Source organism: Salinibacterium sp. 10G20-15 (genome assembly GCF_057365065.1).
The window spans coordinates 2,264,799-2,290,115 of record NZ_CP195118.1; the positions used below are offsets into that span (position 1 = coordinate 2,264,799).

Here is a 25,317-nt window from a genome sequence, read left to right on the forward strand (position 1 = left end):
GTCGGCGGTGGTTGGCATGATGGACTTCAACAAGGATGGACTTATGACTGACACTGCCGCTCCCACACTCACGCCCGAAGCCAAGCTCGCGTTGTTTCGCGAACGTCGCGACCAGGCGGTCGTGCAGCAGAACGGTAACCTTGCGCTGACGAACACTCAGTGGGTTGACGCTGAGCAGACCATCTGGGGCGTTCCCGGAACCTGGGCTCCGCACGAGGATGGCCTCACGGTCACCGCTACCGCCGACGACAACATCGTGGTCGATGGCACGCTCGTGGATGGCAGCGCCGTAGTTCGCAGCAAGAGCCACGAAGACCCGAGCGCGATCGTCTTTGGCGAGACCGTGACGGGCTTCGTGATCAAGGCTCCCGAGGGCAACCACGCACTTCGGGTCTGGGACACTAACTCGCCGGCAATTCAGGAATTCGGCACTATCGACGCCTACCCGTACAACCCCGAATGGGTCATCACGGCCACCTTCACGCCCAACCCCGAGGGCACCACGCTCGGCTTCGAGCACATCAAAGACAACGGCCAAGAGCGCGAGCAGCCTATTCCCGGTGACATCTCGTTCACCAAGGATGGCGTTGACTACAGCCTTGCCGCCTTCAAGTCGGGTCGTGCCCTTCAGCTCGTATTTGCGGATGCCACCAGCGGTGTCGACACCTACAGCGTCGGTCGCTTCCTGTTCGTCGCGCCCAACCCCGACGGAACCATCGTTCTCGACTTCAACCTCGCGATTCTGCCGCCGTGCGCCTTCAGCTACAACTTCAACTGCCCGATGCCTCCCAAGCAGAACCGTTTCGCGGTCGCTATCGAGGCCGGCGAGAAGAACGTACTAAAGAAAGATGGCTCGCTGCTGCACGACTAAGTAGTCGTTACCTTGATCGCTCGAGGCGGCCACTGTCGGCGCAGCACGGCAGACTAGAGGCGTGTACCTCGTGCTCGCGACTAGCGGCCGCACCCACACCGCCACACGAGTGGATGCTGCGGGCGCGGTTATCGCCGAACTCCCGGTCGAGAATGTGGCGGCGTTTGTTGCGCAAACGCAGGCCGAGGAGCCCGCTGTTCGTTGGGTCTGGCACGACACCGCAGCATGGTATCCGGAGTTGCTCGAGGCGCGCGTGCGGGTCAACCGCTGCTTCGATCTGCGGTTGTGCCACGCGATCCTGCGCAGTTCGGTCTTCACTCGAGACTCGGCGTTAGCCCGGGCACGCGCGAGCCGCTGGGACGCGCTCGCTCAAGCCGGTCACGCGGCACCGGTGGATCCTCTGAGGCCGCAGCACTCAACGCTGTTCGATTTCGACGACGACGCTGATGCCGTGGCCGACGGCGACCTCGATGTTTTGGCTGAATTTCTTCGCCAGCTGGATGCGGTGGCAACGTCGTCGGAAGCCGGACGGTTGCAGAGACTGCTCTCCGCCGAATCCGCCGGCGCACTCATCGCTGCAGAGATGCGCTTTGCAGGCCTGCCGTGGAGTGCGCACGCCCACGACGAGATCCTCACCGAGATGCTGGGGCCGCGCCCGAGCGTCGAGGGTGAGAGGCCCGCACGGCTTCAAGCACTCGTTGATGAGATCCGGCTGCGGCTCGATTCGCCGCGATTGGCGCCCGAATCGCCCGCCGAACTTTTGCGGGCGTTGAGCGTCGCGGGCATTCAGGCGACCACAACCCGGTCGTGGGAACTCAAGCAGCTCACGCATCCGGTTATCGAGCCGCTTCTCGAATTCAAGAAACTTCAACGGCTGATGACGGCGAATGGATGGTCGTGGCTCGACGCTTGGGTGGTTGACGGGCGTTTCCGTCCCGACTACGTCCCCGGCGGTGTCGTGACCGGCCGTTGGGCGACGAGCGGCGGCGGCGCTCTGCAACTTCCGCACCTCATCCGTGGGGCGGTCCGGGCCGATCCGGGCTGGAATTTTGTCGTCGCGGACGCCTCGCAACTGGAGCCCCGTGTTCTCGCGGCGATGGCCGGTGACCGCGGAATGGTTGCGGCCGGAGCATCCGGTGATCTTTACGAAGGCATCGTAGCCAGCGGTGCCGTCGACACGCGCGCTCACGCGAAGCTCGCGATGCTCGGCGCAATGTACGGCGCGACATCGGGGGAGAGCGGCCGACTCATGCCTCGCCTCGCGCGGGCCTACCCGCAGGCGATTGCTCTCGTGGAGCAGGCGGCACGTGCCGGTGAACGTGGCGAAGTGGTGAGCACTCAACTTGGTCGCAGTTCGCCTCCCGGCACTCACGCGGTGGACTACGACGATTCCCAGACTCCAGCGCAGCGTGCGGCGTCACAAGAACGCGGGCGCTCCTGGGGCCGCTTCACGCGCAACTTTATTGTTCAGGGAACCGCTGCCGAATGGGCGCTGTGCTGGATGGCGAGCATCCGCAACCGCCTCGGCCAGCTTTCAGAAGGTGCCTGGCTGACCGACGCGCCCCACCTCGTGTTCTTTCTGCATGACGAGATCGTGGTGCACGCTCCTGCAGAACTCGCGGACAGTGTCGCTGAGCATGTGACGGCGGCAGCAGCGGATGCCGGGCGGCTCGTTTTCGGCGACATCCCGGTCACCTTCCCGCTCACGACCGCCATCGTCGATCGCTACGATCACGCCAAATAGCCTGTCGCTGTCGACTAGTCCCGCCGGCCGAACTATTCGTCGGACGAAAAGGCAGAGGCAGCGCCGCTAGCGGGTCGCCCGCGTTTGGGCTTCGTGGGATTCAGCGGAAAGGCATCAGCGAACCCCCGTGACTGTGCCGTGGTCAGTGCGGTCTCCACGCGATCGAGCCACTGCAGTTCAGCTTCGGCGTGCGCGAACAGCGAGTCGGTGACAAGTTGCTCCGCGAACTGGCTGGCGTCGCGGGCATCCTCTCGCACTTCGGCGGTGAGGGAGAGGGCGTCAACGGCGCCACGGGTGGCTTGCCGCTGGTGCTCGATCACGGCGTGGGCGTCGACGCCGGGCAACGTCACGGCGATCGCGAGCTTGATCGCAAGCTCATCGCGGCTGACGGAGTAGCTGTCGACCGGGGTCGCGAGCCAGTGCTCGACTTCGAGCTTTCCGGTATCCGTAATCGTGTAATAGGTGTGCTGTGATCCGTCTGAGTCGTCGTCAGCGGGTGCGCCGGTTTTGTGCACGAGACCATCGCGCACGAGTCGATCGAGCGTGTTGTAGATCTGGCCGACATTCAGCGGCCAGGTCGATCCGGTGCGCCGGTCGAACTCCGACCGCAACTGATAGCCGTAGCAAGGGCCCTGCGCCAAGATTGAAAGCAAGCTGTGGCGAATTGACATGCCAGACCTTCCGGGTAAGTCGATACTGAGTATGTAGTAGTTGACCCTAGCGAGGGCGTGGATGCTCGCCCGCTACTGTTCGGTGTGTCGAGTTCTTCGACCCCGAGTGGTGCCGCTCTGGCTATGTCGACGGCACCACGTCTATCAGGCCTCAATTGAGGTCAGCTACGTGCTTTGATCGCGAAAACGTACCTAGATCTGCTGATGTAGGAAAGGGCCTCCCGCGCAGATTTCGAGTCTGTCCGTGGCGGGGCGACCTTAGTCTGGAAGCCCCCGAAGAGTGGCGGATGACGATGCCTGAGGCTCTCAACCGCGTCTAATCCGCCTAAATGTAGTTACACGCTTGTATTTTCCCGGATTTGTCAGGGATAATGTCCCCAAGCGGTTCGCCGCACAATTTAATAGCCAAAAGTGCCGTCACAGGTGCCGTTCGTGGGTCGATGGGGAAGTCGCACCCAAACGGAACGGAGATATCGTGACTGCACACAACGCTCGCGGAGTGCTCTACGTGCACTCTGCTCCTCGCGCGCTCTGCCCACATATTGAGTGGGCTGCTGGACGCGCTCTCGAACGCGCCGTGAATTTCGATTGGGACAACCAGCCGGTGCTCAAGGGATCCCAGCGTGCCGAGTTCTACTGGGAAGGCCCGCAGGGGTCCGGTGCGGTGCTCGCTGCTGCGCTCCGCGGCTGGGAACACCTTCGTTTCGAAGTGACCGAAGACCCGAGCCCCGGCTCCGACGGCGGACGATGGATGCACACGCCCGATCTTGGAATCTTCTTCGCGCAGACCGATAGCGTCGGCAACATGGTGATCCCCGAGGATCGCCTGCGTTACGCGATGGAAGTTGCCGGTTCCGATGCGTTCGAACTGCATCGTGAACTCCGCTTGGCACTCGGCCAGGCTTGGGACGACGAGCTGGAGTCGTTCCGTCACGCCAGTCAAGACTCTGCAGTTGTGTGGCTCCACAAGGTAGGTTGACCATGATTTCCGAACGTACGCACAGTCCAGAAGTAGCGGTTGACACACGGATTCCCCTCATTGAGTGGCAAGACTGCACCGATGTGGTGCTCGACGCGATCGATTCGCCGTTCGATGGCGAGTGCACCCTCCACGACGGATGCCGCTCCATCCTCTGAATCGCTGCACTCGCTGACGCGCTGCACTCGCTGACGCGCTGCATCTTTCGACGGCGCTGCCTTTTCTGGATGCAGCACCTTCATTCCTGCACTGAAAGCCATCTGCACATTTGTGTTGCTGTTTGTTCGCTGCGAGCGTGCCGTTCAGCTCGCTTGCAGCAGACTCCCGGAGTAGCGTTAGAACGTGGCCGGAAGTATTCGGGCACGGTAGCCACAACGGGCCGTCCTCGGGCCCTTGAGTCATCTCCTTCCGGCTGAAACCGATTCAGTATTTGGAAGGAACATCATGTCTCGCTTTGACGGAAAAGTAGTTCTCATCAGCGGCGGCGCCCGCGGAATGGGCGAATCGCACAGTCGCGGAGTCGTCGCTGAGGGTGGCAAGGTCGTGATCACTGACGTTCTTGACGCCGAAGGGCAGGCGCTGGCCGACGAGCTGGGCGACAACGCCATCTACGCGCACCTCGACGTCACGAAGGAAGAAGAGTGGAACGCGGCGGTCACGCTTGCTGTCGAGACCTTCGGTGGCCTCAACGTTCTCATCAACAACGCCGGCATCGTGAACTTTGGAACCCTCGACGCGTACACCGAGAAAGACTGGGCGCTGATTATTGGAATCAACCTCACGGGCGCTTTCCTGGGCATCAAGGCAGCTACGCCTGAACTGGTGAAGAACGATAAGTCAGCAATCGTAAATATTTCCTCGACGGCGGGCATGCAGGGATACGCAGCACTGCACGGATACACAGCCTCTAAGTTTGGCCTGCGCGGACTGACGAAGTCCGTCGCGATGGAGCTGGGCTCCCAAGGTGTTCGTGTGAACTCGGTGCACCCTGGTGGGGTCCGTACGCCCATGACAGACGGTTTGGACAACGGGAACCCCGGAACGCCGATCAACCGACTGGGGGAACCGGACGAGGTCACCAAGATGGTGTTGTTCTTGGCCAGTGACGATTCGAGCTTCTCTACTGGTTCTGAGTTCATTATTGATGGCGGAACCCTCGCGGGTGAAGGTGCCGTCAACTAGCTCCAACGCAGCCAAAGGTGTGCAGTCCCAATCCTGAAGCTGTGACCTTGTGCAACGACACATCGCCCGTCTCGATCGAATGACCGAGACGGGCGATGTGGTCTTAGGCGCTCACCGGTACTGACCGGTGCTGACCGCCCGAATACTCGACATGCTTAGACCGAACGGAACGCTGCAACGGCGTTGTGGCCACCGAAGCCAAAGGAGTTGCTGATGGCCAGCTGCGGACCGGATCCGAGGTCGCGAGGCGACGTAACGACGTCCAGCGGGATCTCTGGATCCTGATTGGTCAGGTTGATCGTCGGGGGAGCCGTGCGGTGGTGCAGAGCCAAGACGGTGAAGATAGCCTCGAGCGCTCCCGTACCGCCCAAAAGGTGCCCTGTGGCTCCCTTCGTGGCGGAGACAGGAATGTTTGGCAGGCGATCGCCGAAGATGCGCAGAAGCGCCTTGTACTCGGCGATGTCGCCAACAGGCGTACTCGTTGCGTGCGCGTTGATGTGCGTGACTTCTTCTGGCGTCGCTCCGGCCGCTTCGAGAGCATCGCGAACAGCACGTGCCGCAGCGGTTCCTTCAGGGTCGGGAGCTGTGATGTGAAACGAGTCGCTCGTGACAGCGCCACCAGCGAGTTCAGCGTAGATCCGAGCGCCGCGAGCGAGAGCGTGTTCTTCGGTTTCGAGAACGAGGGTTGCCGCTCCTTCTCCGAGGACAAACCCATCTCGGGAGACGTCGTAGGGGCGTGAAGCTGTTGCGGGGTCGTCGTTACGCTTCGAGAGGGCTTGCATTGATGCGAAGGCTGCGATGGGAAGCGGGTGAACCACGGCTTCCGTTCCGCCGGCGATGACGACATCCGCAAGGCCCGCCTGAAGGTGAGTGTAGGCGTTCGCGAGAGCTTCGGTGCTGGAGGCGCACGCCGAGACGTCGGTGCGGGCGTACGCACGCGAAGGAATTGCCATGCTGATCGCGGCTGCAGCGGCATTAGGCATGAGCATGGGAATCGTCATAGGAAGAACACGACGGGGCCCCTTTTCGCGCAGGGTGTCCCAGGCATCGAGAAGGGTCCAGAGTCCACCAATTCCGGTGGAGTAGTCGACTCCAATGCGTACGGGGTCCACATCGGGGGAGCCGGCATCTGCCCAGGCTTCACGAGCGGAGATGAGAGCGAACTGGCTAGAGGGGTCGAGTCGCTTGTATTCAACGCGCTCGAGAATTTCCTCGGGCCGAACCTTGGCTTCAGCGGCGAAGGTTACGGGCAACTCGTGCTTGGCGACCCATTCGTGCTCGAGCGCTCGGGCGCCGGACTCGCCAGCGAGAAGGGCGTTCCAGGACTCGGTCGCGGTTCCGCCGATGGGCGTAGTGGCACCGATACCGGTGACAACGATCTTTTTGGTCATTTCGCGTTCCTTTAAACTGCATGGCTCAGAAAGTCGGCCAACGGCGGACTCCTGGAGTGCTGCGCGGAGGCCAACCACACCCAGTGCGGTTGGCCGTCCACGACGAGCGGGTGTTACGCCTGAGCGTTGGTGATGAAGCTCACTGCGTCACCGACGGTCTTGAGGTTCTTTACTTCTTCGTCGGGGATCTTGACGTCGAACTTCTCTTCGGCGTTGACAACGATCGTCATCATCGAGATCGAATCGATGTCGAGGTCATCGGTGAACGACTTGCCCATCTCAACAGTGTCGGTCGCAATGCCGGTCTCGTCGTTGATGAGCTCAGCCAATCCGGCCATAACTTCTTCAGTGGACAGTGCCATGTTTTTCTCCTTGGGATGTAAATTGACCGTTAGCCAGTGTAGGCCAGCAGCGGTGGTTCTTCGTGGTACTAGGGCAGAACGATTACTTGCGCGCCGAAGACAAGGCCCGCGCCGAAACCGATCTGGAGGGCGAGGCCGCCACTGAGTTGGGGGTTCTCTTCGAGCAGGCGGTGGGTCGCTAGCGGAATGGATGCTGCCGATGAGTTGCCCATGTCAGCGATATCGCGAGCAATTACGACCGAATCGGGCAGTTTGAGCTGCTTGGCGAACTCGTCGATGATGCGCATGTTGGCCTGGTGGGGGATGAAGGCGGCGAGGTCGTCTGCGGTGATTCCCGCAACATCCAGAGCTTCCTTCGCGACCTTGGCCATGTCCCAAACAGCCCAACGGAAGACCGTCTGGCCCTCCTGGCGCAGAGTCGGCCACGCGGCGTCGCCTTCGCGGAAGTCGACAAGAGTCGCGTTCATCTTGATCGCATCGGCCTTCGAACCATCCGAACCCCACACTGGGGCGGAGATTCCGGGGGTGTCGCTCGGGCCGATGACGACCGCTCCAGCGCCGTCGGCAAGAAGGAACGAGATACTGCGGTCGGTCGGGTCGACAATGTCGGAGAGCTTCTCGGCACCGACGACGAGTGCGAACTTGGCAGCACCCGCGCGAATCAGAGCATCAGCTTGAGTCACCGCGTAGCTGAAACCAGCGCAAGCAGCGTTGATGTCGTACGCCGCAGCGGGGTTAGCACCCACCCGGTCGGCGACAACGGCGGACATTGAGGGGGTCTGCAGAACGTTGCTGATCGTGGCAATAATCACGAGGTCGATGTCTGCGGGGTCGATACCTGACTTCTCGATCGCTTCGCGAGCCGCATCAACGGCGAGGTCGACAGCGAGGATGCCGGCGGATGCGCGGCGGCGCGTGATCATGCCAGTGCGCTGCTGAATCCACTCATCGCTCGAGTCAATTGCTTCGACGAGCTGGTTGTTGTCAACGACGAGGTCACCACGGGCGGCGCCGTAGCTGTAGATCTTCGTGAACTGTGACCCGGCGGACTGGGTGAGGGTGGGTGCGGTCATGCGTTGGCCTCCATCAGGTCAAATGCTGCGGATAGATCATCAGGGGTCTTCACTGCCACAGCAGGAATTCCGCGAAGGCCGCGCTTAGCGAGACCCGTCAGTGCGCCTGCGGGCGCAAGTTCGATGATGCCGGTGACGCCGGCATCCGCCAGCGAGTTCATGGTGAGGTCCCATCGAACCGGCGAAGAAACCTGGCCAACGAGAAGGTCAACGAAGTGTGAACCGCTTTCAATCAGCGAGCCATCGCGGTTCGTGTAGATCGACAGCGAAGGATCGTTCGCGGTGAGCTCGGCAGCAACGGTTTCGAGGTGCGCGACCGCGGGCTGCATGTAACGCGTGTGGAAGGCGCCGGCGACCTGCAGCGGCACGACACGCGTTCCCTTGAGTGGTTCTTCGGCGAGCTTGGCGAGTGCGTCGAGTGCTCCGGCGACAACGATCTGACCACCACCGTTGAAGTTGGCCGGCTGAAGGCCGAGTTCGGCGAGACGCTCGAGCAGCGCAGTTTCGTCTCCACCGATGACGGCAGACATTCCGGTGGTCTCGAGTGCCGCGGCGGCGGCCATAGCCGATCCGCGCTGCACGACAAAGCGCATCGCGTCGTCCTCAGAGAGGATGCCCGCAGCCGCTGCCGCCGTGATCTCACCAACAGAGTGGCCGGCAACGGCACCGATGTGCTTGCGCCGGTCTCCGGCAGTCAGTGCGCTGAGGGTAAGCAGACCGGCAGCCACGATGAGAGGCTGAGCCACCGCGGTGTCGCGGATCGTGTCGGCATCGGAAGTCGTGCCGTGTGCTATCAGATCGATACCGGCAGCCTCAGAGATCGCTCCTAGTTGTTCTCGCAGGGCGGGATCGTCGAGCCAAGGCTCAAGAAAACCGGGGGTCTGGGAGCCCTGGCCGGGCGCTACTACAACAATCACTTAGCTAGTCTGCCAATCTTTCGTCGATATCGCTTGGACGACCCCACCAAAGCTCGACGGGATCGTTGTGTGAAAGCACCAAGAGAGCGCGGTGAACTCTAACGGGAACGACCCGGCTCAGGGTCGGAGATGGATCCAACGATGAGCGCTGCCTGCAAGATCAACGCTTCGCGAGCGCCCGTGGCATCCCAACCGATCACCTCGCTTACTCGTTTGAGGCGGTAGCGAACGGTGTTGGGGTGCACAAAGAGCTCGCGAGCAGTGGCTTCGAGCGACCTGCCGTTGTCGAGATAGCACCACAGGGTGGTGAGCAAGTCGGTCGAGTGTGCTTGCAAAGGCTTATAGATCTTGTTGATGAGTGTGGAGCGCGCAAGGGGGTCTCCCGCAAAAGCACGCTCCGGCAACAGATCGTTTGCCAGCGTCGGGCGAGGAGCATTGCGCCACGAGCGCGCTACTGCGAAACCAGCCAAAGCTGCCTTGGCACTCTTGGAGGCATCAACGAGGCTCGGAACCTCCGGGCCGAGCACAAGGTGACCGCCACCAAAGCCCGGTTCCAGTTGCTCGGCGATAGTGATGAACGGCAGAGGTTCCTCGTCGTCGGCTTTCTCTGAGCGCGGGGCGGCGCGGCCAATAACGAGTACCAACCGTGAACCTTGCACTCCGATGAGAACGTCGGCATCGAGGTGACGCGCGGTACGACGCAATTGGTCGACGTCGAGCATCCGCGGCGACGTGCCCACGAGCACGCACACTTCGCCATGCCCGTTCCAACCCAGAGCTGCAATGCGGCTCGGGAGTTCGTTGTCATACTCACCACTGAGGATCGAGTCCACGACGAGAGCCTCGAGACGGGCATCCCATAGTCCCCGCGCTTCAGCAGCCCGGGCGTATACGTCGGCGGCGGCGAAAGCGACCTCTCGTGAATACAACAGAATCGCTTCGCGAAGTACGTCGTCGTCAGCCTTGACCCGTGCTTCAACGACTTCAACCGCAATACGAATGAGCTGCAAAGTCTGGAGCAGTGAGACCGACCGTAAGAGCTCGCGGGGAGCCGCGCCAAAAACGTCAGCCGCGATCCACGGGGTAGATGTGGGGTCCTCAAACCAGCTGATGAAGCTCGTGATTCCGGCTTGAGCAACGAGCCCGACGGCGGAACGCCGCCCTGGGGGGATTTCTCCATACCAGGGCAGCGTTTCCTCGAGACGCTTGAGCGTCGCCGTCGATAGTTCGCCCGAAATAACACGCAACCAGGCGAGCGTTTGCGCCTTAGTTTTCTGTACCGGGGGAATGGTTGTGACCTAGCTCTCGCCGCCGGCGGAACCGGTGGTACCAGCATTGACGTCGTGAAGGCTGTACTTCTCGATAGCTTGAGGGAGCACTGCGGGGTCCATCTCACCGCGCTTCACGAGCGACTGCAAGGTGCGAACAACCAGCGAGTGACTGTCGATCTTGAAGTAACGACGTGCTGCTGCGCGGGTGTCCGAGAAGCCAAAGTCGTCAGCACCGAGCGTGGCGTAGTCTCCGGGAACGAAGGCGCGCACTTGGTCCGGCACTGCGTGCATGAAGTCGCTGACGGCTAAGAACGGTCCCTGCGCGTCCGCAAGTTTCGAGGTGAGGTATGGAACCTTTGCCTCGGCGGTGGGGTTGAGGAAATTGTGTTCCTCGGCGGCAAGGCCGTCTCGCCGAAGTTCGGACCACGAAGTAACGGACCACACATCAGCCGCGACGCCCCAGTCGGATGCGAGGATCTGCTGAGCTTCGAGCGCCCAAGGAACGGCGACGCCCGACGCCATCAACTGAGCCTTGGGCCCGGTAATGGTCGGCGATGCCAAGTGGTAGATGCCCTTGAGAGCACCCTCCACATCGAAGTTCTCCGGCTCGGCGGGCTGCACGAGGGGCTCGTTGTAGAGCGTCAAGTAGTACATGACGTTGGGGTCGTCGTGCTTTCCGCCGTACATGCGCTCGATGCCAGCGCGAACGATGTGTCCGAGTTCGTAACCGTACGCAGCGTCGTAGCTGATCACTGCAGGGTTGGTGGATGCCAATAGCAGTGAATGACCGTCGGCATGCTGCAGTCCTTCACCGGTGAGCGTCGTACGCCCAGCGGTAGCGCCCATGATGAACCCGCGCGCCATTTGGTCGCCGGCAGCCCACATGGCGTCACCGGTGCGTTGGAAACCGAACATCGAATAGAAGACGTAAACGGGAATGAGCGGCTCGCCGTGCGTCGCGTACGAGGTGCCGATAGCGGTGAACGCTGCGAAGGCTCCCGCCTCGTTGATTCCCACGTGAACGATCTGCCCCTGGGGGCTTTCCTTGTAGGCCAGCAATTGCTCGCGGTCTACAGAGGTGTAGTGCTGACCGGCAGGGTTGTAGATTTTGGCACTGGGGAAGTACGCGTCCATGCCGAACGTGCGTGCCTCATCCGGAATGATCGGGACGATGCGGTTGCCCATCGACTTGTCGCGCAGGAGGTCCTTAAGTAGGCGAGCGAACGCCATTGTCGTGGCAATCTCTTGCTTGCCGGAGCCTTTCTTGACTACCTCATACGTTTTCGACTCGGGAAGCTCGATCTGCGTGTACTTACTGCGACGCTCGGGCACGTAGCCTCCGAGTTCGCGGCGACGCTCCTGCAGGTACTGGATGCCCTCATCGTCGTTACCGGGGTGGTAGAACGGCGGCTGGTAGGGATCGGCTTCAAGCGCAGCATCCGTAATCGGGATATGCATCTCGTCGCGGAACTGCTTGAGGTTCTCAAGCGTCATCTTCTTCATTTGGTGGGTCGCGTTGCGGCCCTCGAAGCTGGGGCCGAGGCCGTAGCCCTTAACCGTCTTCGCCAAAATGACAGTGGGCTGACCCTTGTGTTCACTCGCAGCCTTGAACGCCGCGTAAACCTTGCGGTAGTCGTGGCCACCGCGCTTGAGGTTCCAGACCTCGTCATCGCTGAGGTGCTCAACCATCTTGAGGGTGCGGGGGTCGCGGCCGAAGAAGTTCTCACGAACATAAGCGCCCGACTCAGCCTTGTAGGTCTGGTAGTCACCATCGGGAGTGCGGTTCATGAGGTCGCGCAGGGCACCTTCATGGTCGTTGGCAAGCAGGTCGTCCCACTCGCGGCCCCAGATGACCTTGATGACGTTCCAGCCGGCACCGCGGAAGAAACTCTCGAGCTCTTGAACAATCTTGCCGTTACCGCGAACAGGGCCATCGAGACGCTGCAGGTTGCAGTTGATGACGAAGTTCAGGTTGTCGAGCTTTTCGTTTGCGGCCCACTGGAGGGCTCCACGGCTCTCGACTTCATCCATCTCACCGTCGCCGAGGAATGCCCAGACCTGCTTGTCTGACACATCCTTGATGCCGCGGTTGCTGATGTATTTGTTGTTCTGTGCTTGGTAGATCGCGTTGATCGGTCCGAGACCCATCGAAACAGTCGGGAACTGCCAGAACTCCGGCATGAGGCGCGGGTGCGGGTAGCTCGAAATGCCGTTCGGTGCTTGCGACTTCTCTTGGCGGAAGCCGAGGAGCTGGTCCTCGCTCATCCGGCCTTCGAGGAAAGCGCGAGCATACATACCGGGGGAGGCATGGCCCTGATAGAAGATTTGGTCTCCACCACTTTCGTGGTCTGCACCACGGAAAAAGTGGTTGTGCCCAACTTCGTAGAGAGCGGCGGATGACGCGTACGTCGAGATGTGGCCGCCGACGCCAACGCCGGGGCGTTGCGCGCGGTGCACCGTGATCGCGGCGTTCCACCGGATCCATGCCCGGTAACGACGTTCAAGTTTTTCGTCGCCGGGGAAATCAGGCTCATCATCTTTTGCGATGGTGTTGATGTAGTCCGTCGTCGGAACCATCGGAACACCGAGGTGCAAATCTTTGGAGCGCTTGAGAAGGCTGAGCATAATCTCGCGACCGCGCTCGTGGCCTTGTGCTGCAACGAGGGAGTCGAGTGATTCGTTCCACTCGGCGGTTTCCTCCGGGTCCTTGTCGGTGTTGGTTACCGAGTATGGGTCCTGGTCGTTTACCGTCACCGTTGACCTCTTTCGTGTAGAGAACAGAGTCGTGCGAGTCGAGGCACTACCGGGTTGCGGATGTGATGGGATCGACTACGCCCATCGATTCTAGTTGTCGAATGCGGCAAGATTCGAACCGGGGCTGTTAAACCCGCAAACACGGGGCGTTCGCCCAGTTTTCTCAAGGAAGGGCTTCATGTCGATCACGCCGGGAGCGCATGCGCCGAGTTTCGCGCTGCGTAATCAGTACGGTCAAACCATCGTTGCGCAAGAACTTCTCTCACGTCGTGCGATCTTGGTTGTGTTCATGCCGTTGGCCTTCTCGCCGGTCTGCTCCGCCGAGCTCGCGCAGTTGAACGAGTGGAACGACATTGCCGCACGTGCGGGCGTCGAGATCCTTGCCGTTTCGGTTGACTCCACGGCTACATTGCGGGCGTGGTCTGAGGCGGCAGATATCCGGTTCTCGCTGCTGGCCGACTTTTGGCCGCACGGTGCGCTCGCACGGTCATTCGGAGTCTTCCTTGAAGATAAGGGCTTCGCGCGTCGCGCGAGTTTCCTCATCGATCAGTCAGGGATCGTGCGAGATGTCATCACTTCTGAGCTGAGCGAACCGCGCTCGTTTGCAGACTACGAACGGGCGATCGGGCGACTTTCTGTTGGTCGCCGCTGAGCGTTTACGTCTTCGTGTACAACCATCGCCAAAAACCCGTGTAACATTATCGAGCGCTGCTTCGCACTGCGTCGCTGCGGGCCTTTAGCTCAGCTGGTAGAGCGCCACGTTTACACCGTGGATGTCATCGGTTCGATCCCGGTAGGGCCCACTACACAATCGAAGCGCACAACGAAAGCCCCTGTCGCTGACAGGGGCTTTCGTTGTTCTGGCAAGCTGCGTTCGTTACGGTCTCCGCTTAATCGCTAGGCTCGAGCCGTGCGCCACTCCGCAATGCTCCGTCTCGGTCCTTCCGCGATTGTCGGCGCCGCAATTCTGTGGGGAACGACCGGAACCGCGGCAAACTTTTTCCCTCAGGACGTCGGCCCGCTCGCTATTGGGGCCGTCACCATGGCGGGCGGTGGCGTTCTGCTATTCGTTGTGAGGTTTCGGGGTGCACTCGCGGCTCTGCGCAGCAGAGCGACTCGCCTCTGGCTCATCGTGGGCGCCTTGGGTGTCTTCGCTTATCCACTCGCCTTTTACTCGTCGATGGAACTCGCTGGTGTCGCAGTCGGTAACGTGGTTTCTTTGGGGACGGGTCCTGTGTTTGCGGCGCTTCTTGAGCGCTTCATTGAGCGCAAACGCTTAAGTGTGCTGTGGAAACTCACGACCACCATCGCACTTATCGGCGTGCTCTTGCTCGCCGTGAGCGGAGGCCATAGCGCCGGCGGGCCTGAGGCCAACGCCGAATTGACGCTGGCCGGCATCGCGTGTGGGTTGCTCGCTGGCTTCTCCTACGCGCTCTACACTTACTGCTCGACCCGGGTGATTCGGGCGGGGCACGGTTCCGGGGCGACTATGGGGGCCATGTTTGGCGTCGGTGCCGTGGGGCTTCTGCCCGTACTCGCTATCTTTGGGGCGCCGCTCCTGCAGTCGGCGACGAGTGTCGGTCTCGCCGCCTATCTCATTGTGGGACCGATGTTCTTGGCGTACATTCTGTTCGGCATTGGGCTCCGAGACACGCCAAGCTCTACAGCGACCACGATCACCCTTATCGAGCCCGTCGTCGCCACTGTGCTTGCCGTACTGATCGTAGGCGAGGTCCTTGGACCACTTTCGTGGAGTGGACTCGTGCTCATATTTGTTTCGGTAACTGTGCTAACAACGGCTAGTCATACCCGCAAAAGATTGGTATCGCCTTAGGATTTGTGCATGGCATTCCACGACGACGTTGACGACGCGAACAGTGCGAACGACGAAACGTCTTCAGAGCATGAGTTCGAACTACGCTTCCCGCACGCTGCCGAAGCGGCTAAATCCGGTGCAGACGCTGCTGGAGAGAGGGACGATGACGGTCGCGTCGACCTCAGCGAGGCATCCACTGACCGCGTGATCGATCTTGACGCTGCCCTCAGTGAGGAACTGCCTGCGCCAGTCTCGGCGCGCGAGGAGGTTAGTGAATCGACGGGCGAAGCCGCGAGCTCCGCACCATTCGACCTCAACGAAGAATTCCAACGCTCAGACATCGCTGACGCTCTCGACCAGGGAATGCCTCCGTGGGCGATGGCACCCGCCCCGGACCCTGCACAAGCAGTGCCACAGCTTGATGCCCCAGAGTCGGCTGAGAGAACTGATTCCGAACTGAGTGCATCCGAGTCGAACGCACCTTCGGCGGACGCCGCGGCTAGTTCAGAGTCTCCCGAAACTTCCGCAGCATCGGCACCGCTCTCCGAAGATGATGACGATCCGTACCAAATCCCGGCTGATTACACGACACCTGACTTCTTCGCGTCCCGCATTAAACAGCGCCGCACGCCCGTTGAAGCCCCAGCAGTTGATGGTGCCGCTGACGCGGGTGATCTCGCAGGTTCTGAGCAAGAAGCACAGGCTAGTACGCCCGCATCCGGTGTTCCGTCGTCGAATGATGAAGCCTTCGATCTCGACGATGCTCCAGTCGACAGTCCAGAGTTCAGCTTCGAGTCGCTCTTCGCTACCGAACAGCCGACGGCTGCTCCCACACCCCCGGCGTCGGCCGATGACTTCGACGATTCCATGTGGGCCGATACTTCCGCCGATCTCGCCGACTACTCCGCCCCCACCGACGCCGCAGAGTCAGACGCGCCCGCGAATCAGATTTGGAAACTTGGCCCGTTAGAACCTGAAGTGGCGGGATCGCCTGCTACGCCAGCATCCGCCCCGCCGGCATCCGCACTGCCGAACGACGCTGCTGCGGACGCCGACGAGTCGCTTCCGATCGAAACTGTCGTCGAGGGCGCACCGATGTGGACCCTTGACGGAACGGACACGCCTTCTCCTGTTGAGACCCCGGTACTCGGGCGCGATGGCCTTCTGTCGCTCGATGATGCTGATGCTGATGCTGATGCTGAGGGCGTAGACAGCCCAGCACCTCATACCGCTCAGGCAGCGCAACCCGTTCAGGTTGCTAGTGAGAGTGAACCGGCTGCAGACTCTAACGCGGCGGGTGCTGAAGAGCAGACGCTGGGAAGTGTCGCCGCAATCGACCTCGACGCCGCCTTCCGATCAGCGTCAGGTGCCGCCAGCGCCGCAGAGGCAAGCGATAGCGATCTCGACGGCACCCACCGTGCCGCTTCGGACCCTCAAGCACCTCTTGTATCCATCGAGTCTGAAGTCTCCGATGACGATGCGCACGCGTCGGACTCAGCTCCCGCTCACTCCCTAGACGATGTCGAGGCCGCTCCGCCTTTTGCACCGTGGTCCTTGAGTGCTGAGATCGCCACCGACCAGAATCCAGATGAAGTCTCTGCTGACAGCGTCAGCCCGCAAGCCGACGAATTCGAATCTTCCTTCGCTCCACGTCAGTCCTTTGTCGCTCCAGCGTCCGAGGAACCTGCACCTCGCATCGAGGATATCTTTGCTCCTCGTGACGACGTCGCGCCGGCCGCAGAATCCGTAACCGCATCACCCGCAGTCTCGAGCTTTGCGCCACCGCCTCAGCCGACTACAGAGCAGGCCGCACCCGACGATGCATCCCCTGCGACAGGCGCGGAGCGTGCCTCGTACTCTGACGAACAGTCTTCGGCAGCCGACGGCGGAGCACCCGGCACGGAGCCGTCGCCCGATCTGGAGACGCCAGGGGAGTCTGCTGTCGCTCCTGTCGCTCCCGCAACTACCGAGCATTCAGATGCCGAGCAGAGCGCAGACAATTCTCGCGTTTCTGCTGACGCCGTGGTGAGTGGCCCCGCGCCTGAAGACGACGATGTGCCGACGCCGCCGACGCGTCGCTCAATGGCCGATGAAGAGCTGCTCAACTGGGCGGATAACCCAGAGAATCAGTCGACTGGAACTCTGAGCGTCATCGAGGTTCTCGAAGCCCAATTGCGACTTCGAGAAGAGGAAGCGCGTGAATATCGCGAGTGGGAAACTACTTTCCGATCGCGGGGCGGCCCGATAGCCGATCAGGTTATTGATCAAGTCCGCTCTGAGTTCGCTGACGTGGTTGACGACGGGAAAAAAGGTGTGGCTTCAGCGGCTCCCGCTGCGCCTTCCAAGCCTGTCGAAGACGCTGAGTTGTCGGAACCTAGTCTGCTCTCCGGGCCAGCCGATGAAGAGGAGCGTTCCAGGCTTGCTGATGCGGAGCAGGATGCCGGACATGCCGAGATGTCGCCCGACCCCTCGGCCAAATCTGCCACCCTGTACAACCACGAAGAATCTGCGGCCGCAGCCGAAGAAGCTGATCGCTCCACCCCGGCGCCGACGCCTCAACTGCCCGCATGGGAGGTACCGCCACCCAGCGATTCGTGGTCGCCGCCAGCAGATTTCGAGGACGAGATCCCCTTTGCTGCACACGCAGACCCAACAGGGGCAATAAATCTTCCTGCAGCCGCAGAGTCAGAGCCAGCCGCAGAGCCAGAGCCAGCCGCAGAGCCAGAACAGGGGCCAGCCGCAAGCGCGCCGGACGCAAGCAGCCAGACGGCTTCAACTCCGGTGTCTTCGCCGTCTCGCGAGTCCGAGGCGACGTCCGCTGAAGGCACGGCCGGTAGTTATGAAGCTGCGTTGTTGTCTGAGCCGGAGCGTGAAGAGGAAAGCGATTCCCCGGAGGAGTCGACCCGCGCGGCGGAGTCGTTCGAAGTCCACGAGGCTCCCGCTGCGCAAGCCGCCGACGAGCAACCGGCCGCCGAGGGAGAACCGGCCGACGAGAAACCAGCCGACGAGCAACCGGCCGCAGGTCAACCGGCCGCAGGGCAAGAGAAAGCGACGGCTGCGCCGCTATTCGACCCTGCCTCTGGTCTCTTGAGTTTCGGCGCGGCGGCCTCCGAAGCTCACTCTGAACCAACTCCCACGACGCCGTCGTCCGAGAACCTCCCCACGGCCGCCGCGGTGCCAGCCTCTGATCCCGTGCCCGGGTCGAGCGACTCCGCAGCCGAGGATGAGGCTCTCACCGCACAGGAGGCGCCCCTTCCGGCGGATGCTCGTTTCGGGCACGAAGACGCGACCTCGAATGATGCTCCGGCCGCTGTTGACTCTCCCACTACTTCGGTGGGGCACGCTGCGCCCGAATACCCGGCCGACGAAGAAGGCGACTATGACGAACTCCCGTTTGCGCCGCCGCCGCTCGTAGAGCCTGACGTCGCTCCTAGCATTCCCCGGGCGAACTTGGACGAGCACGTTTCGTTCGGCGATTTTGGATTCGCGCCGCCCCCAGCCGAAGCGGCCGGAGAGGTGCACGGAGAAACGCCTGCGCAAGGCGCCCAAGCGCCATTCGCGTTCGATTTGAGTGCTCACAACGATCCAGGTGAGTCCGTGTCGCACGTGGTAGATGATGCGGTGTCCTCCCCGGATGCTGCCGAGACTGACACCGACTCCGAGACCGACGCCGACGCCGAGACCGAAGCCGGCGACGATAAAGACAACGTCGTGCCATCGGCCGAAAGCTCTGATGCAGCTTCGCCGGCCGAGTTGAAGAATCCTGCGTCGTCGGAGGATGAGGCTGCGGCGACTCCTGCATTCAATTTCGCTTCCTCACAGAATCCGCACTACGTTGCGTCAACGCCTGTCGACTTTGACGAACTGCTGAAGACCGACGATATCGAGGACACGGCCATCGCGGTTGATGACTCTGAGGAAGACCCTCTGGTCGCATTGTTTACGGAAGCAGCTCCTCCCGTACAGGGCGACCCGCTGTCCGATATCCAGACAGGTTCGATTGCGGTGAGCCAAGAGAAGTTCGAGGCGGAAGCCGATGATGCGGTCGACGAGAGTGATCGTCTCACCTATCCGGCAGAACTCTCCGCAGGAGTGAGCGACACTCTGTCGCCGGGCCGTCCCTCGCACGACGATGAGATTCCCTTTGCCGCTGGTGCCGCTGGGGCTGCAGCGCTTGGTGGGGTAGCTGCGGCCGCCGTCTCCGCGTCACAACAGGCTCCGGCCGACACTGCTGCACCGCTCAACTCGCAGTCTCCCGGTTCTGCTACCCCTGCTAGTGCAAACGCCGTATCGGCACAGTCAGTACCGCAACCAGTTGCGCATTCGACTGCGGTGCTCGCTCAACAGCCTCTCGGACTCGAAGAAGTCGCACCGACCGCCCAGAAGGTCTTTAGCCTCGAAGAGAGCGGGCTTGAACCGACCCCTGTAGATCGTCGAATCGGGCACGCAGCTCGCTTGTTCTGGTTGTGGTTCGCTGCCAACTCGTCGATCGTCAGCGTTGGACTCGGTGCGGCAGTATTCGCCGTGGGGATGAGTTTGCGGCAATCGATCGTCGCAATCTTGGCCGGTGTGGCGCTATCCTTCATCCCTTTGGGGCTGACGACTCTCGCTGGCAAGCGCAGTGGCCAGCCAACGATGGTGGTTTCGCGAGCAGCCTTCGGGGTTCTCGGCAATATTGCCCCGTCCGTCGTAGCTCTCGTTGCTCGCCTCTTTTGGGGAGCGGTGCTGTTGTGGGTCTTGGCATCATCAGTGGCCATCGTCTTGGTCGGCTCAGGCCTCAACGGTGGACTTGGCGACCGACAGCTTCTGCTCATTGCCCTAGCTCTGTCGTTCCTCGTGGCGCTAGTGATTGCGTTCGCCGGATACCCGCTGTTTGCGCGCCTCCAGTTGATCTTGAGCATCATCTCGGGTGTTCTCGTCGTCGGTTTGATCGGGTTCACGGCGCAGTACATTGATATCTCTCAGGCACTGACGACGCCGGACGGTTCGTGGGTGCTCACGATCACTGGGGCTGTACTCGTGTTCAGTTTCCTCGGTCTGGTCTGGGCCTACAGCGGTGCAGATATCGCTCGCTACCAGCGTCCATCGTCGAGCGGCGGGGCATCCATGCTCTCCGCGACGTTCGGTGCTGCGCTGCCCGCCTTCGCGTTGATCGCCTACGGTGCGCTTCTCGCCGCATCCGACCCAGCAATTGCTCGTGGATTCTTGGCATCGCCGCTCGATACCCTGATGTTGCTCCTGCCGAGCTGGTACCCGGTCCCGCTGCTTCTTGCTGCAACGTTGAGTCTGCTCTCCGGCATCACCCTGAGCCTCTACTCCGGCGGTTTCGCCCTCCAAGCAATCGGGGTGCGTGTTGCTCGTCAGTGGTCGATCGTGATCGTCGCTGTCCTGCTCGGCGCTCTTTCGATTCTCTTCGCGTTCGGCGTCAACGGCGGTATCAACGAACTGTTCCGGGATGTCGCGACAACTCTCGCGGTACCCACTGCAGCGTGGGCCGGCATCTTTGCTTCGGAAACGATGATTCGCACTCGCAAGTTGGACAGTGCATCTCTGCTCAAGCGCGGCGGTCTCTATGGTGATGTGCGCTGGGTTAACCTCAGTGCCTTCATCGTGATCTCGGCTATCGGCTTCGCATTGACCAGCGCAACGATCGGTTGGCTTTCATGGCAGGGCTATGGCTTCACCGCTCTCGGCATAGATCTCACCTCGGATCTCGCTGGCACCGACCTGGGCGTACTCGTCGCCCTCGTCCTAGGGCTCCTGACGCCACTCGTCGCGGGAATTCCCGCCATTCGTCGTCAAGAGGCTCAGTACGCCGAACGTGCTCCGCGCGCGGCCTAGACTGAAAGGGTGTCTACTACCGTCGCTCACGTAATCGCCGCGGCTGAACAGCTCTGGCCCGTTTCCGGTGCCGAAGCATGGGATGCTGTGGGGCTCGTCTCCGGCGACATCGAAGCTCCGGTGTCGAGAATTTCGCTCGCTGTTGATGCCGTTCTCGATACCGTCGACGAGGCGATCGCCGGCGGTGCTGACATGCTCATCACTCATCACCCGCTCTTGCTGCGAGGCGTAACCTCGGTCGCCAGCGACTGCTACAAGGGCGCGGTGCTCTCCAAGCTGATCCGAGCCGACTGCGCTTTGCTCGCTGCCCACACCAATGCGGATGTCGTCGAAACCGGAACATCGGGTCGCTTCGCTTCGAAGCTGGGCTTGACTTCAATCGCACCCATCGCTGAAGGCGAGACTCCGGATCGTGGCATCGGCCGCACGGGGCAACTGCCGGAGGCGATGACGCTCGGTCGCCTCGCTCGCCTCATTGCTGAGATCCTGCCGCCGACGGCCACGGGCATCCGTGTCGCCGGTGATTTCGAGCAACTGGTTCAGTCGGTGGCATTGTGCGGGGGAGCGGGTGACGCATACTTGAACGACCCGGCCGTATTGGCGTCGGATGTATACATCACGAGTGACCTTCGACATCATCCGGCCTCTGAGGCTCGGGAGAATGCTCGGCTGCAGAATGGTCCGGCACTGATCGATGTGTCGCACTGGGCGAGCGAGTGGTTGTGGCTCGACGCCGCAGCCGACGAATTGCGTGCGCTGCTGCCAGACGTAACGATTACGGTGAGCGAACTGCGCACTGACCCTTGGGATTTTGCGGTTGTGCAGTAAGCGCACCGTTAGACAGAAAGAAGCATGACTATGGCGTTGACCGCTAGCCCCGCTGACCAAGCTTTACTCCTCGACCTGCAGGCCTTCGACACGAAGATTGCCCAGTTGGAGCACCGCGCTAAGAAGCTTCCCGAGCACGAGCAGTTGTCGGAGCTCAAGAAGCACCGCGACAAGCTTCAGCTGACGATTCTCGAAGAGCGTGGCATCAAGGAAGACATCGAGCTCGAAATGAGTCGCATCGAGTCTGACGTCAAGGTTGTCGAAGCGCGCATTGCTCGTGACACGTCACGCCTCGATGCTAGTTCGTCGCCCAAGGACGTTGCTGCCCTTGAGCAGGAGCTCACCGCTTTGCGCACGCGACTCAGCAACCTTGAAGACATTGAGCTCGCCGTTATGGAGAAGCTCGAAGCGCAGCAGAAGGTCGTAGACAACCTCCTGGAGCAGGGCGGAAACCTTACCTCTCAGTTCGCCGAACTCGAAGCCAGCCGCGACGAGGCTCTCTCCGTGATCGAAGCTGAGTTGGCCACGACTCGCACCGGCCGCACCGCGTTGCAGGGCACCATTCCGGAAGACCTTCTCGCTCTCTACGAACGTCAGCGCGAGCGTTACGGCGTTGGCGCTTCGTTGTTGCGCGGCGGAGTATCGCTGGCATCCGGAGTCAAATTGCTCGAGAACGAAATGCAGGAGATTCGTGCCGCCGCTCCCGATGCCGTGATTATGTGTGCCAGCAGCGAAGGCATCCTCGTCCGCACGAACGAGTCGGGACTCTAAGCGCTCTCCAAACGCTAAGCTAGACCGTTGAATGGGTCGGCAAGACGGTCGCGTTATCCGTTATGGATACCGAGGAACGTCCGGGCTCCGCAGAGCAGGATGGTGGGTAACACCCACCCGGGGTAACCCGCGAGAACAGTGCAACAGAAAGTAGACCGCCACAGACTTCGGTCTGGGGTAAGGGTGAAACGGTGGTGTAAGAGACCACCAGCGGCCGGGGTGACTCGGTCGGCTAGGTAAACCTCGTCCGGAGCAAGATCAGACAGAAGACGCTAAGGCTGCTCGCCAAGTCTTCGGGTAGATCGCTAGAGGTGTGCGGCAACGTACATCGTAGATAGATGACCGTCCAGCACGAGATTTCGGTTTCGTGTGAACAGAACCCGGCGTACTAGCCGGCCCATTCCCGCTCCCAGCCGTGCGCAGCGACCATCCCTGCGCAGCGTGCCTCCTCCGCTCGCGAGCGAGCTATACGACGCCGCTCGTACCCAAGAGCGTGCCGATCAAGAAGGTGGTCGCTAGTGCAAGAGCACCGCCGATCACTATTCGCAGGGTCGGTCGCACCCAGCTGTTTCCTCCGACTCGCGCGGAGAGCGCTCCCGTGATGACGAGGGCTGTGAGGACCGCGATGAAGGTCGCAGCAACTCGAATATCGTCGGCGGCAATGAGAATTGCCGCTAGCGGCAGCACTCCTCCGATCGTGAAAGCCAAAGCGGAAGCTCCTGCAGCCTGCCACGGACTCACGACGTCGTGCTCGGTGATGCCGAGTTCTGCTTCGAGATGTGCCGTTAATGCGTCGTGTTGTGTGAGTTCCTGCGCGACCTGTTGAGCAGTTGCCGCACTGATTCCTTTGGCTTCGTAGATTGCAGCCAGCTCCGCCAGCTCTTCAGCCGGAGCGTCAATAAGCTCCTGCCGCTCCTTTTCGATGAGCGCGCGTTGGCTGTCACTTTGGCTGCTGACGCTAACGTACTCGCCGAGGGCCATCGAGATCGCGCCACCAACGAGGCCCGCGATACCAGCAGTAATGAGCGGAGCGATAGCGGAGGTCGCCCCGGCTACACCCACGACGATCGCAGCCACCGACACGATTCCGTCATTCGCTCCCAGCACTCCGGCGCGTAGCCAATTTAGCCGGCCAGCGAGATCGCCCGCGTGAGGTTCGTTGTCGTGAAAGCTCATCGCTATTGCTTCACGGCGAGAGCGGCGGCGCCCATGATTCCTGCGTTGTTGCGCAACTCTGCTGGAACTATTGGCGCCCGCAATCGGAGCAGTGGCAGAAACTTCTCGTGGCTTTTCGACACGCCGCCACCCACAAGAATGAGGTCAGGGGAGAAAAGAAGCTCGAGGTGGCTGTAGTAGCGCTGCAGTCGCTTGGCCCAGGATTTCCAACTCAAGCGACGACGCTCCTTCGCTGCGAACGATGCGCCTTTTTCTGCATCGCGGCCGCCGATGAGCAAGTGCCCCAGTTCGGAATTAGGTACGAGAGTGCCGTTATAGATTAGAGCGCTGCCAATTCCTGTGCCTAATGTGGTCAGAAGCACGAGACCCGGCACGTCTCTAGCAGCACCGAAACGCACTTCGGCCACTCCAGCGGCATCCGCATCATTGACGAAGTGGATGTCGCGACCGAGGGCTTTCTCGAATAGTTTCTCGGCATCCAGCCCGATCCACTCTTTGGAGATGTTGGCGGCAGACATGGTCTTGCCGTTGCGAACGATCGCGGGAAAGCACACGCCAACGGGCATGCCTTCAGGGAGGCCGCCGAGCTTCTCGATCAGCTCGACAACGACGGCGATGATCTCTTTAGGCTTGCCCGACTTGGGTGTCGCGATCTTCATCCGCTCGCTCACGAGCTTGCCGGTATCGGTATCAACGATGGCACCTTTGATGCCGGTGCCGCCGATGTCGATTCCTAGTGCCTGAGTCATAGTGTCTACTTTCGCGTGCGTAGGGATGCGTCAGATCGTGTGCGAGCTATGTCGTTAGGGGAGTGTCAGAATTTCAGTGCCGCGTTCAGTCACAACCATTGTGTGTTCGAACTGGGCAGTCAAGCTCTTGTCGCGGGTGGTGACCGTCCAGTCATCAGCCCACAGATCCCACTCGTGGGTGCCGAGCGTCAACATGGGTTCGATCGTAAAGACCATTCCGACCTCGATCACATCGTTGAACTGCGGCGCGGAGTCATAGTGCGGAATGATGAGGCCGGAGTGGAAAGCTGAGCCAACCCCGTGCCCCGTGAAGTCTCGAACCACGCCATAGCCAAAACGCTTCGCGTACGACTCAATTGCGCGGCCGATTACGTTGACCTGGCGACCGGGCGCCACGGCCTTGATGCCGCGGTTGAGGGCTTCCTGAGTGCGCTCCACAAGGTTGCGGGCATCCTCTGACACGTCTCCGACAAGGAATGTCTTGTTGAGGTCGCCGTGCATGCTGTCTTTGTAGGCAGTGATATCAATGTTGATGATGTCGCCATCCTCAAGCACGGTGTCATCGGGGATGCCGTGACAGATCACTTCATTGATACTCGTGCAGCATGACTTAGGGAACCCGCGGTACCCCAGCGTCGAGGGGTAAGCGTCGCGCTCGAGCATGTACTCGTGAGCGATGACATCGAGCTCCGCCGTCGCGATGCCGGGGCGAATAGCGGCACCCACCGCTTCGACTGCACCGGCGGCAATCTTTCCCGCGGCGCGGATGCGGTCAACTTCTTCGGCGTTGTAGACGTCAGTCCCGGTGAAGGGGCGCGGCGCCGTCTTGCCAACGTACTCGGGCCGAGTTATCGACTTCGGCACAGCGAGTTGAGGTGGGATTACTCCCGGAACGAGGTGACCAGAATTATCCCGAGGCAT

The 25,317-nt window shown here is 61.3% G+C and carries 20 protein-coding genes, 1 tRNA gene and 1 other RNA gene; 12 read left to right on the top strand and 10 right to left on the bottom strand.

What is annotated here, in order from left to right; all coding sequences use genetic code 11:
• Positions 1-43 precede the first annotated feature (43 nt).
• Both ACR3YK_RS11015 and ACR3YK_RS11020 read left to right on the top strand, forming a co-directional pair.
• On the top strand, positions 44-871 hold the full coding sequence (locus ACR3YK_RS11015; protein ID WP_486174916.1) for a DUF1684 domain-containing protein: 828 nt from the start codon (positions 44-46) through the stop codon (positions 869-871).
• A gap of 61 nt (positions 872-932) precedes the next feature.
• Positions 933-2,615 carry a bifunctional 3'-5' exonuclease/DNA polymerase gene (locus ACR3YK_RS11020; RefSeq protein WP_486174917.1) on the top strand — a complete coding sequence of 561 codons (1,683 nt, stop codon included), beginning with the start codon at positions 933-935 and terminating at the stop codon, positions 2,613-2,615.
• 32 nt (positions 2,616-2,647) lie between these two features.
• Here the strand turns inward: ACR3YK_RS11020 and ACR3YK_RS11025 are convergent, their stop codons facing one another.
• A complete protein-coding gene (locus ACR3YK_RS11025) occupies positions 2,648-3,286 on the bottom strand; it encodes a PadR family transcriptional regulator (RefSeq protein WP_486174918.1) in 639 nt (212 codons plus the stop codon).
• 475 nt (positions 3,287-3,761) lie between these two features.
• Between ACR3YK_RS11025 and ACR3YK_RS11030 the strand changes: the two genes are divergently transcribed.
• The 3 genes from ACR3YK_RS11030 to ACR3YK_RS11040 all read left to right on the top strand — a co-directional run bounded on the left by ACR3YK_RS11030 (position 3,762) and on the right by ACR3YK_RS11040 (position 5,447).
• Complete coding sequence (locus tag ACR3YK_RS11030) at positions 3,762-4,265, top strand: DUF3145 domain-containing protein (RefSeq protein WP_100388847.1); 504 nt, start codon at positions 3,762-3,764, stop codon at positions 4,263-4,265.
• Between the two features lie 2 nt (positions 4,266-4,267).
• A complete protein-coding gene (locus tag ACR3YK_RS11035; protein ID WP_486174919.1) occupies positions 4,268-4,423 on the top strand; it encodes a hypothetical protein in 156 nt (51 codons plus the stop codon).
• Positions 4,424-4,709: 286 nt separating this feature from the next.
• Positions 4,710-5,447 (top strand): SDR family oxidoreductase, encoded by a 738-nt coding sequence (locus ACR3YK_RS11040; protein ID WP_486174920.1) that lies wholly within the window; start codon positions 4,710-4,712, stop codon positions 5,445-5,447.
• A gap of 155 nt (positions 5,448-5,602) precedes the next feature.
• Here the strand turns inward: ACR3YK_RS11040 and ACR3YK_RS11045 are convergent, their stop codons facing one another.
• From ACR3YK_RS11045 to aceE, 6 genes are all read right to left on the bottom strand, one after another.
• Complete coding sequence (locus ACR3YK_RS11045; protein ID WP_486174921.1) at positions 5,603-6,838, bottom strand: beta-ketoacyl-[acyl-carrier-protein] synthase family protein; 1,236 nt, start codon at positions 6,836-6,838, stop codon at positions 5,603-5,605.
• Positions 6,839-6,951: 113 nt separating this feature from the next.
• Complete coding sequence (locus ACR3YK_RS11050; protein WP_010202791.1) at positions 6,952-7,200, bottom strand: acyl carrier protein; 249 nt, start codon at positions 7,198-7,200, stop codon at positions 6,952-6,954.
• Positions 7,201-7,268: 68 nt separating this feature from the next.
• Complete coding sequence (locus tag ACR3YK_RS11055; RefSeq protein WP_486174922.1) at positions 7,269-8,273, bottom strand: beta-ketoacyl-ACP synthase III; 1,005 nt, start codon at positions 8,271-8,273, stop codon at positions 7,269-7,271.
• Positions 8,270-9,190, bottom strand: a complete 921-nt coding sequence (locus ACR3YK_RS11060) for an ACP S-malonyltransferase (protein ID WP_486174923.1) — start codon at positions 9,188-9,190, stop codon at positions 8,270-8,272. The genes ACR3YK_RS11055 and ACR3YK_RS11060 overlap by 4 nt, the downstream gene beginning before the upstream one ends.
• A gap of 98 nt (positions 9,191-9,288) precedes the next feature.
• Positions 9,289-10,437, bottom strand: a complete 1,149-nt coding sequence (locus ACR3YK_RS11065; protein ID WP_486174924.1) for a PucR family transcriptional regulator — start codon at positions 10,435-10,437, stop codon at positions 9,289-9,291.
• Positions 10,438-10,488: 51 nt separating this feature from the next.
• Entirely contained in the window at positions 10,489-13,215 is a 2,727-nt protein-coding gene (gene aceE / locus ACR3YK_RS11070; RefSeq protein ID WP_486174925.1) for a pyruvate dehydrogenase (acetyl-transferring), homodimeric type, read from the bottom strand.
• A gap of 178 nt (positions 13,216-13,393) precedes the next feature.
• Here aceE and ACR3YK_RS11075 point away from each other — a divergent pair, with 178 nt between their 5' ends.
• The 7 genes from ACR3YK_RS11075 (at position 13,394) to rnpB (ending at position 22,875) form a co-directional block, all read left to right on the top strand.
• Positions 13,394-13,867, top strand: coding sequence for a redoxin domain-containing protein (locus ACR3YK_RS11075; RefSeq protein ID WP_486174926.1), 474 nt, complete (start codon positions 13,394-13,396; stop codon positions 13,865-13,867).
• Between the two features lie 78 nt (positions 13,868-13,945).
• Positions 13,946-14,018, top strand: a tRNA-Val gene (locus ACR3YK_RS11080).
• A gap of 107 nt (positions 14,019-14,125) precedes the next feature.
• On the top strand, positions 14,126-15,049 hold the full coding sequence (locus ACR3YK_RS11085; RefSeq protein ID WP_486174927.1) for a DMT family transporter: 924 nt from the start codon (positions 14,126-14,128) through the stop codon (positions 15,047-15,049).
• Positions 15,050-15,058: 9 nt separating this feature from the next.
• On the top strand, positions 15,059-20,872 hold the full coding sequence (locus ACR3YK_RS11090) for a purine-cytosine permease family protein (protein ID WP_486174928.1): 5,814 nt from the start codon (positions 15,059-15,061) through the stop codon (positions 20,870-20,872).
• A 9-nt stretch (positions 20,873-20,881) separates the two neighbouring features.
• Positions 20,882-21,700, top strand: a complete 819-nt coding sequence (locus ACR3YK_RS11095) for a Nif3-like dinuclear metal center hexameric protein (RefSeq protein ID WP_486174929.1) — start codon at positions 20,882-20,884, stop codon at positions 21,698-21,700.
• Positions 21,701-21,730: 30 nt separating this feature from the next.
• Positions 21,731-22,471 (top strand): zinc ribbon domain-containing protein, encoded by a 741-nt coding sequence (locus tag ACR3YK_RS11100; RefSeq protein WP_486174930.1) that lies wholly within the window; start codon positions 21,731-21,733, stop codon positions 22,469-22,471.
• 32 nt (positions 22,472-22,503) lie between these two features.
• Positions 22,504-22,875, top strand: an RNA gene (gene rnpB / locus ACR3YK_RS11105) — RNase P RNA component class A.
• A 61-nt stretch (positions 22,876-22,936) separates the two neighbouring features.
• Here rnpB and ACR3YK_RS11110 read toward each other — a convergent pair.
• The 3 genes from ACR3YK_RS11110 to map are packed head-to-tail and all read right to left on the bottom strand — an operon-like array spanning position 22,937 to position 25,317.
• Complete coding sequence (locus tag ACR3YK_RS11110) at positions 22,937-23,647, bottom strand: VIT1/CCC1 transporter family protein (protein WP_486174931.1); 711 nt, start codon at positions 23,645-23,647, stop codon at positions 22,937-22,939.
• Between the two features lie 2 nt (positions 23,648-23,649).
• Positions 23,650-24,396, bottom strand: a complete 747-nt coding sequence (gene ppgK, locus ACR3YK_RS11115) for a polyphosphate--glucose phosphotransferase (RefSeq protein ID WP_486174932.1) — start codon at positions 24,394-24,396, stop codon at positions 23,650-23,652.
• A gap of 54 nt (positions 24,397-24,450) precedes the next feature.
• On the bottom strand, positions 24,451-25,317 hold the full coding sequence (gene map, locus ACR3YK_RS11120) for a type I methionyl aminopeptidase (RefSeq protein WP_486174933.1): 867 nt from the start codon (positions 25,315-25,317) through the stop codon (positions 24,451-24,453).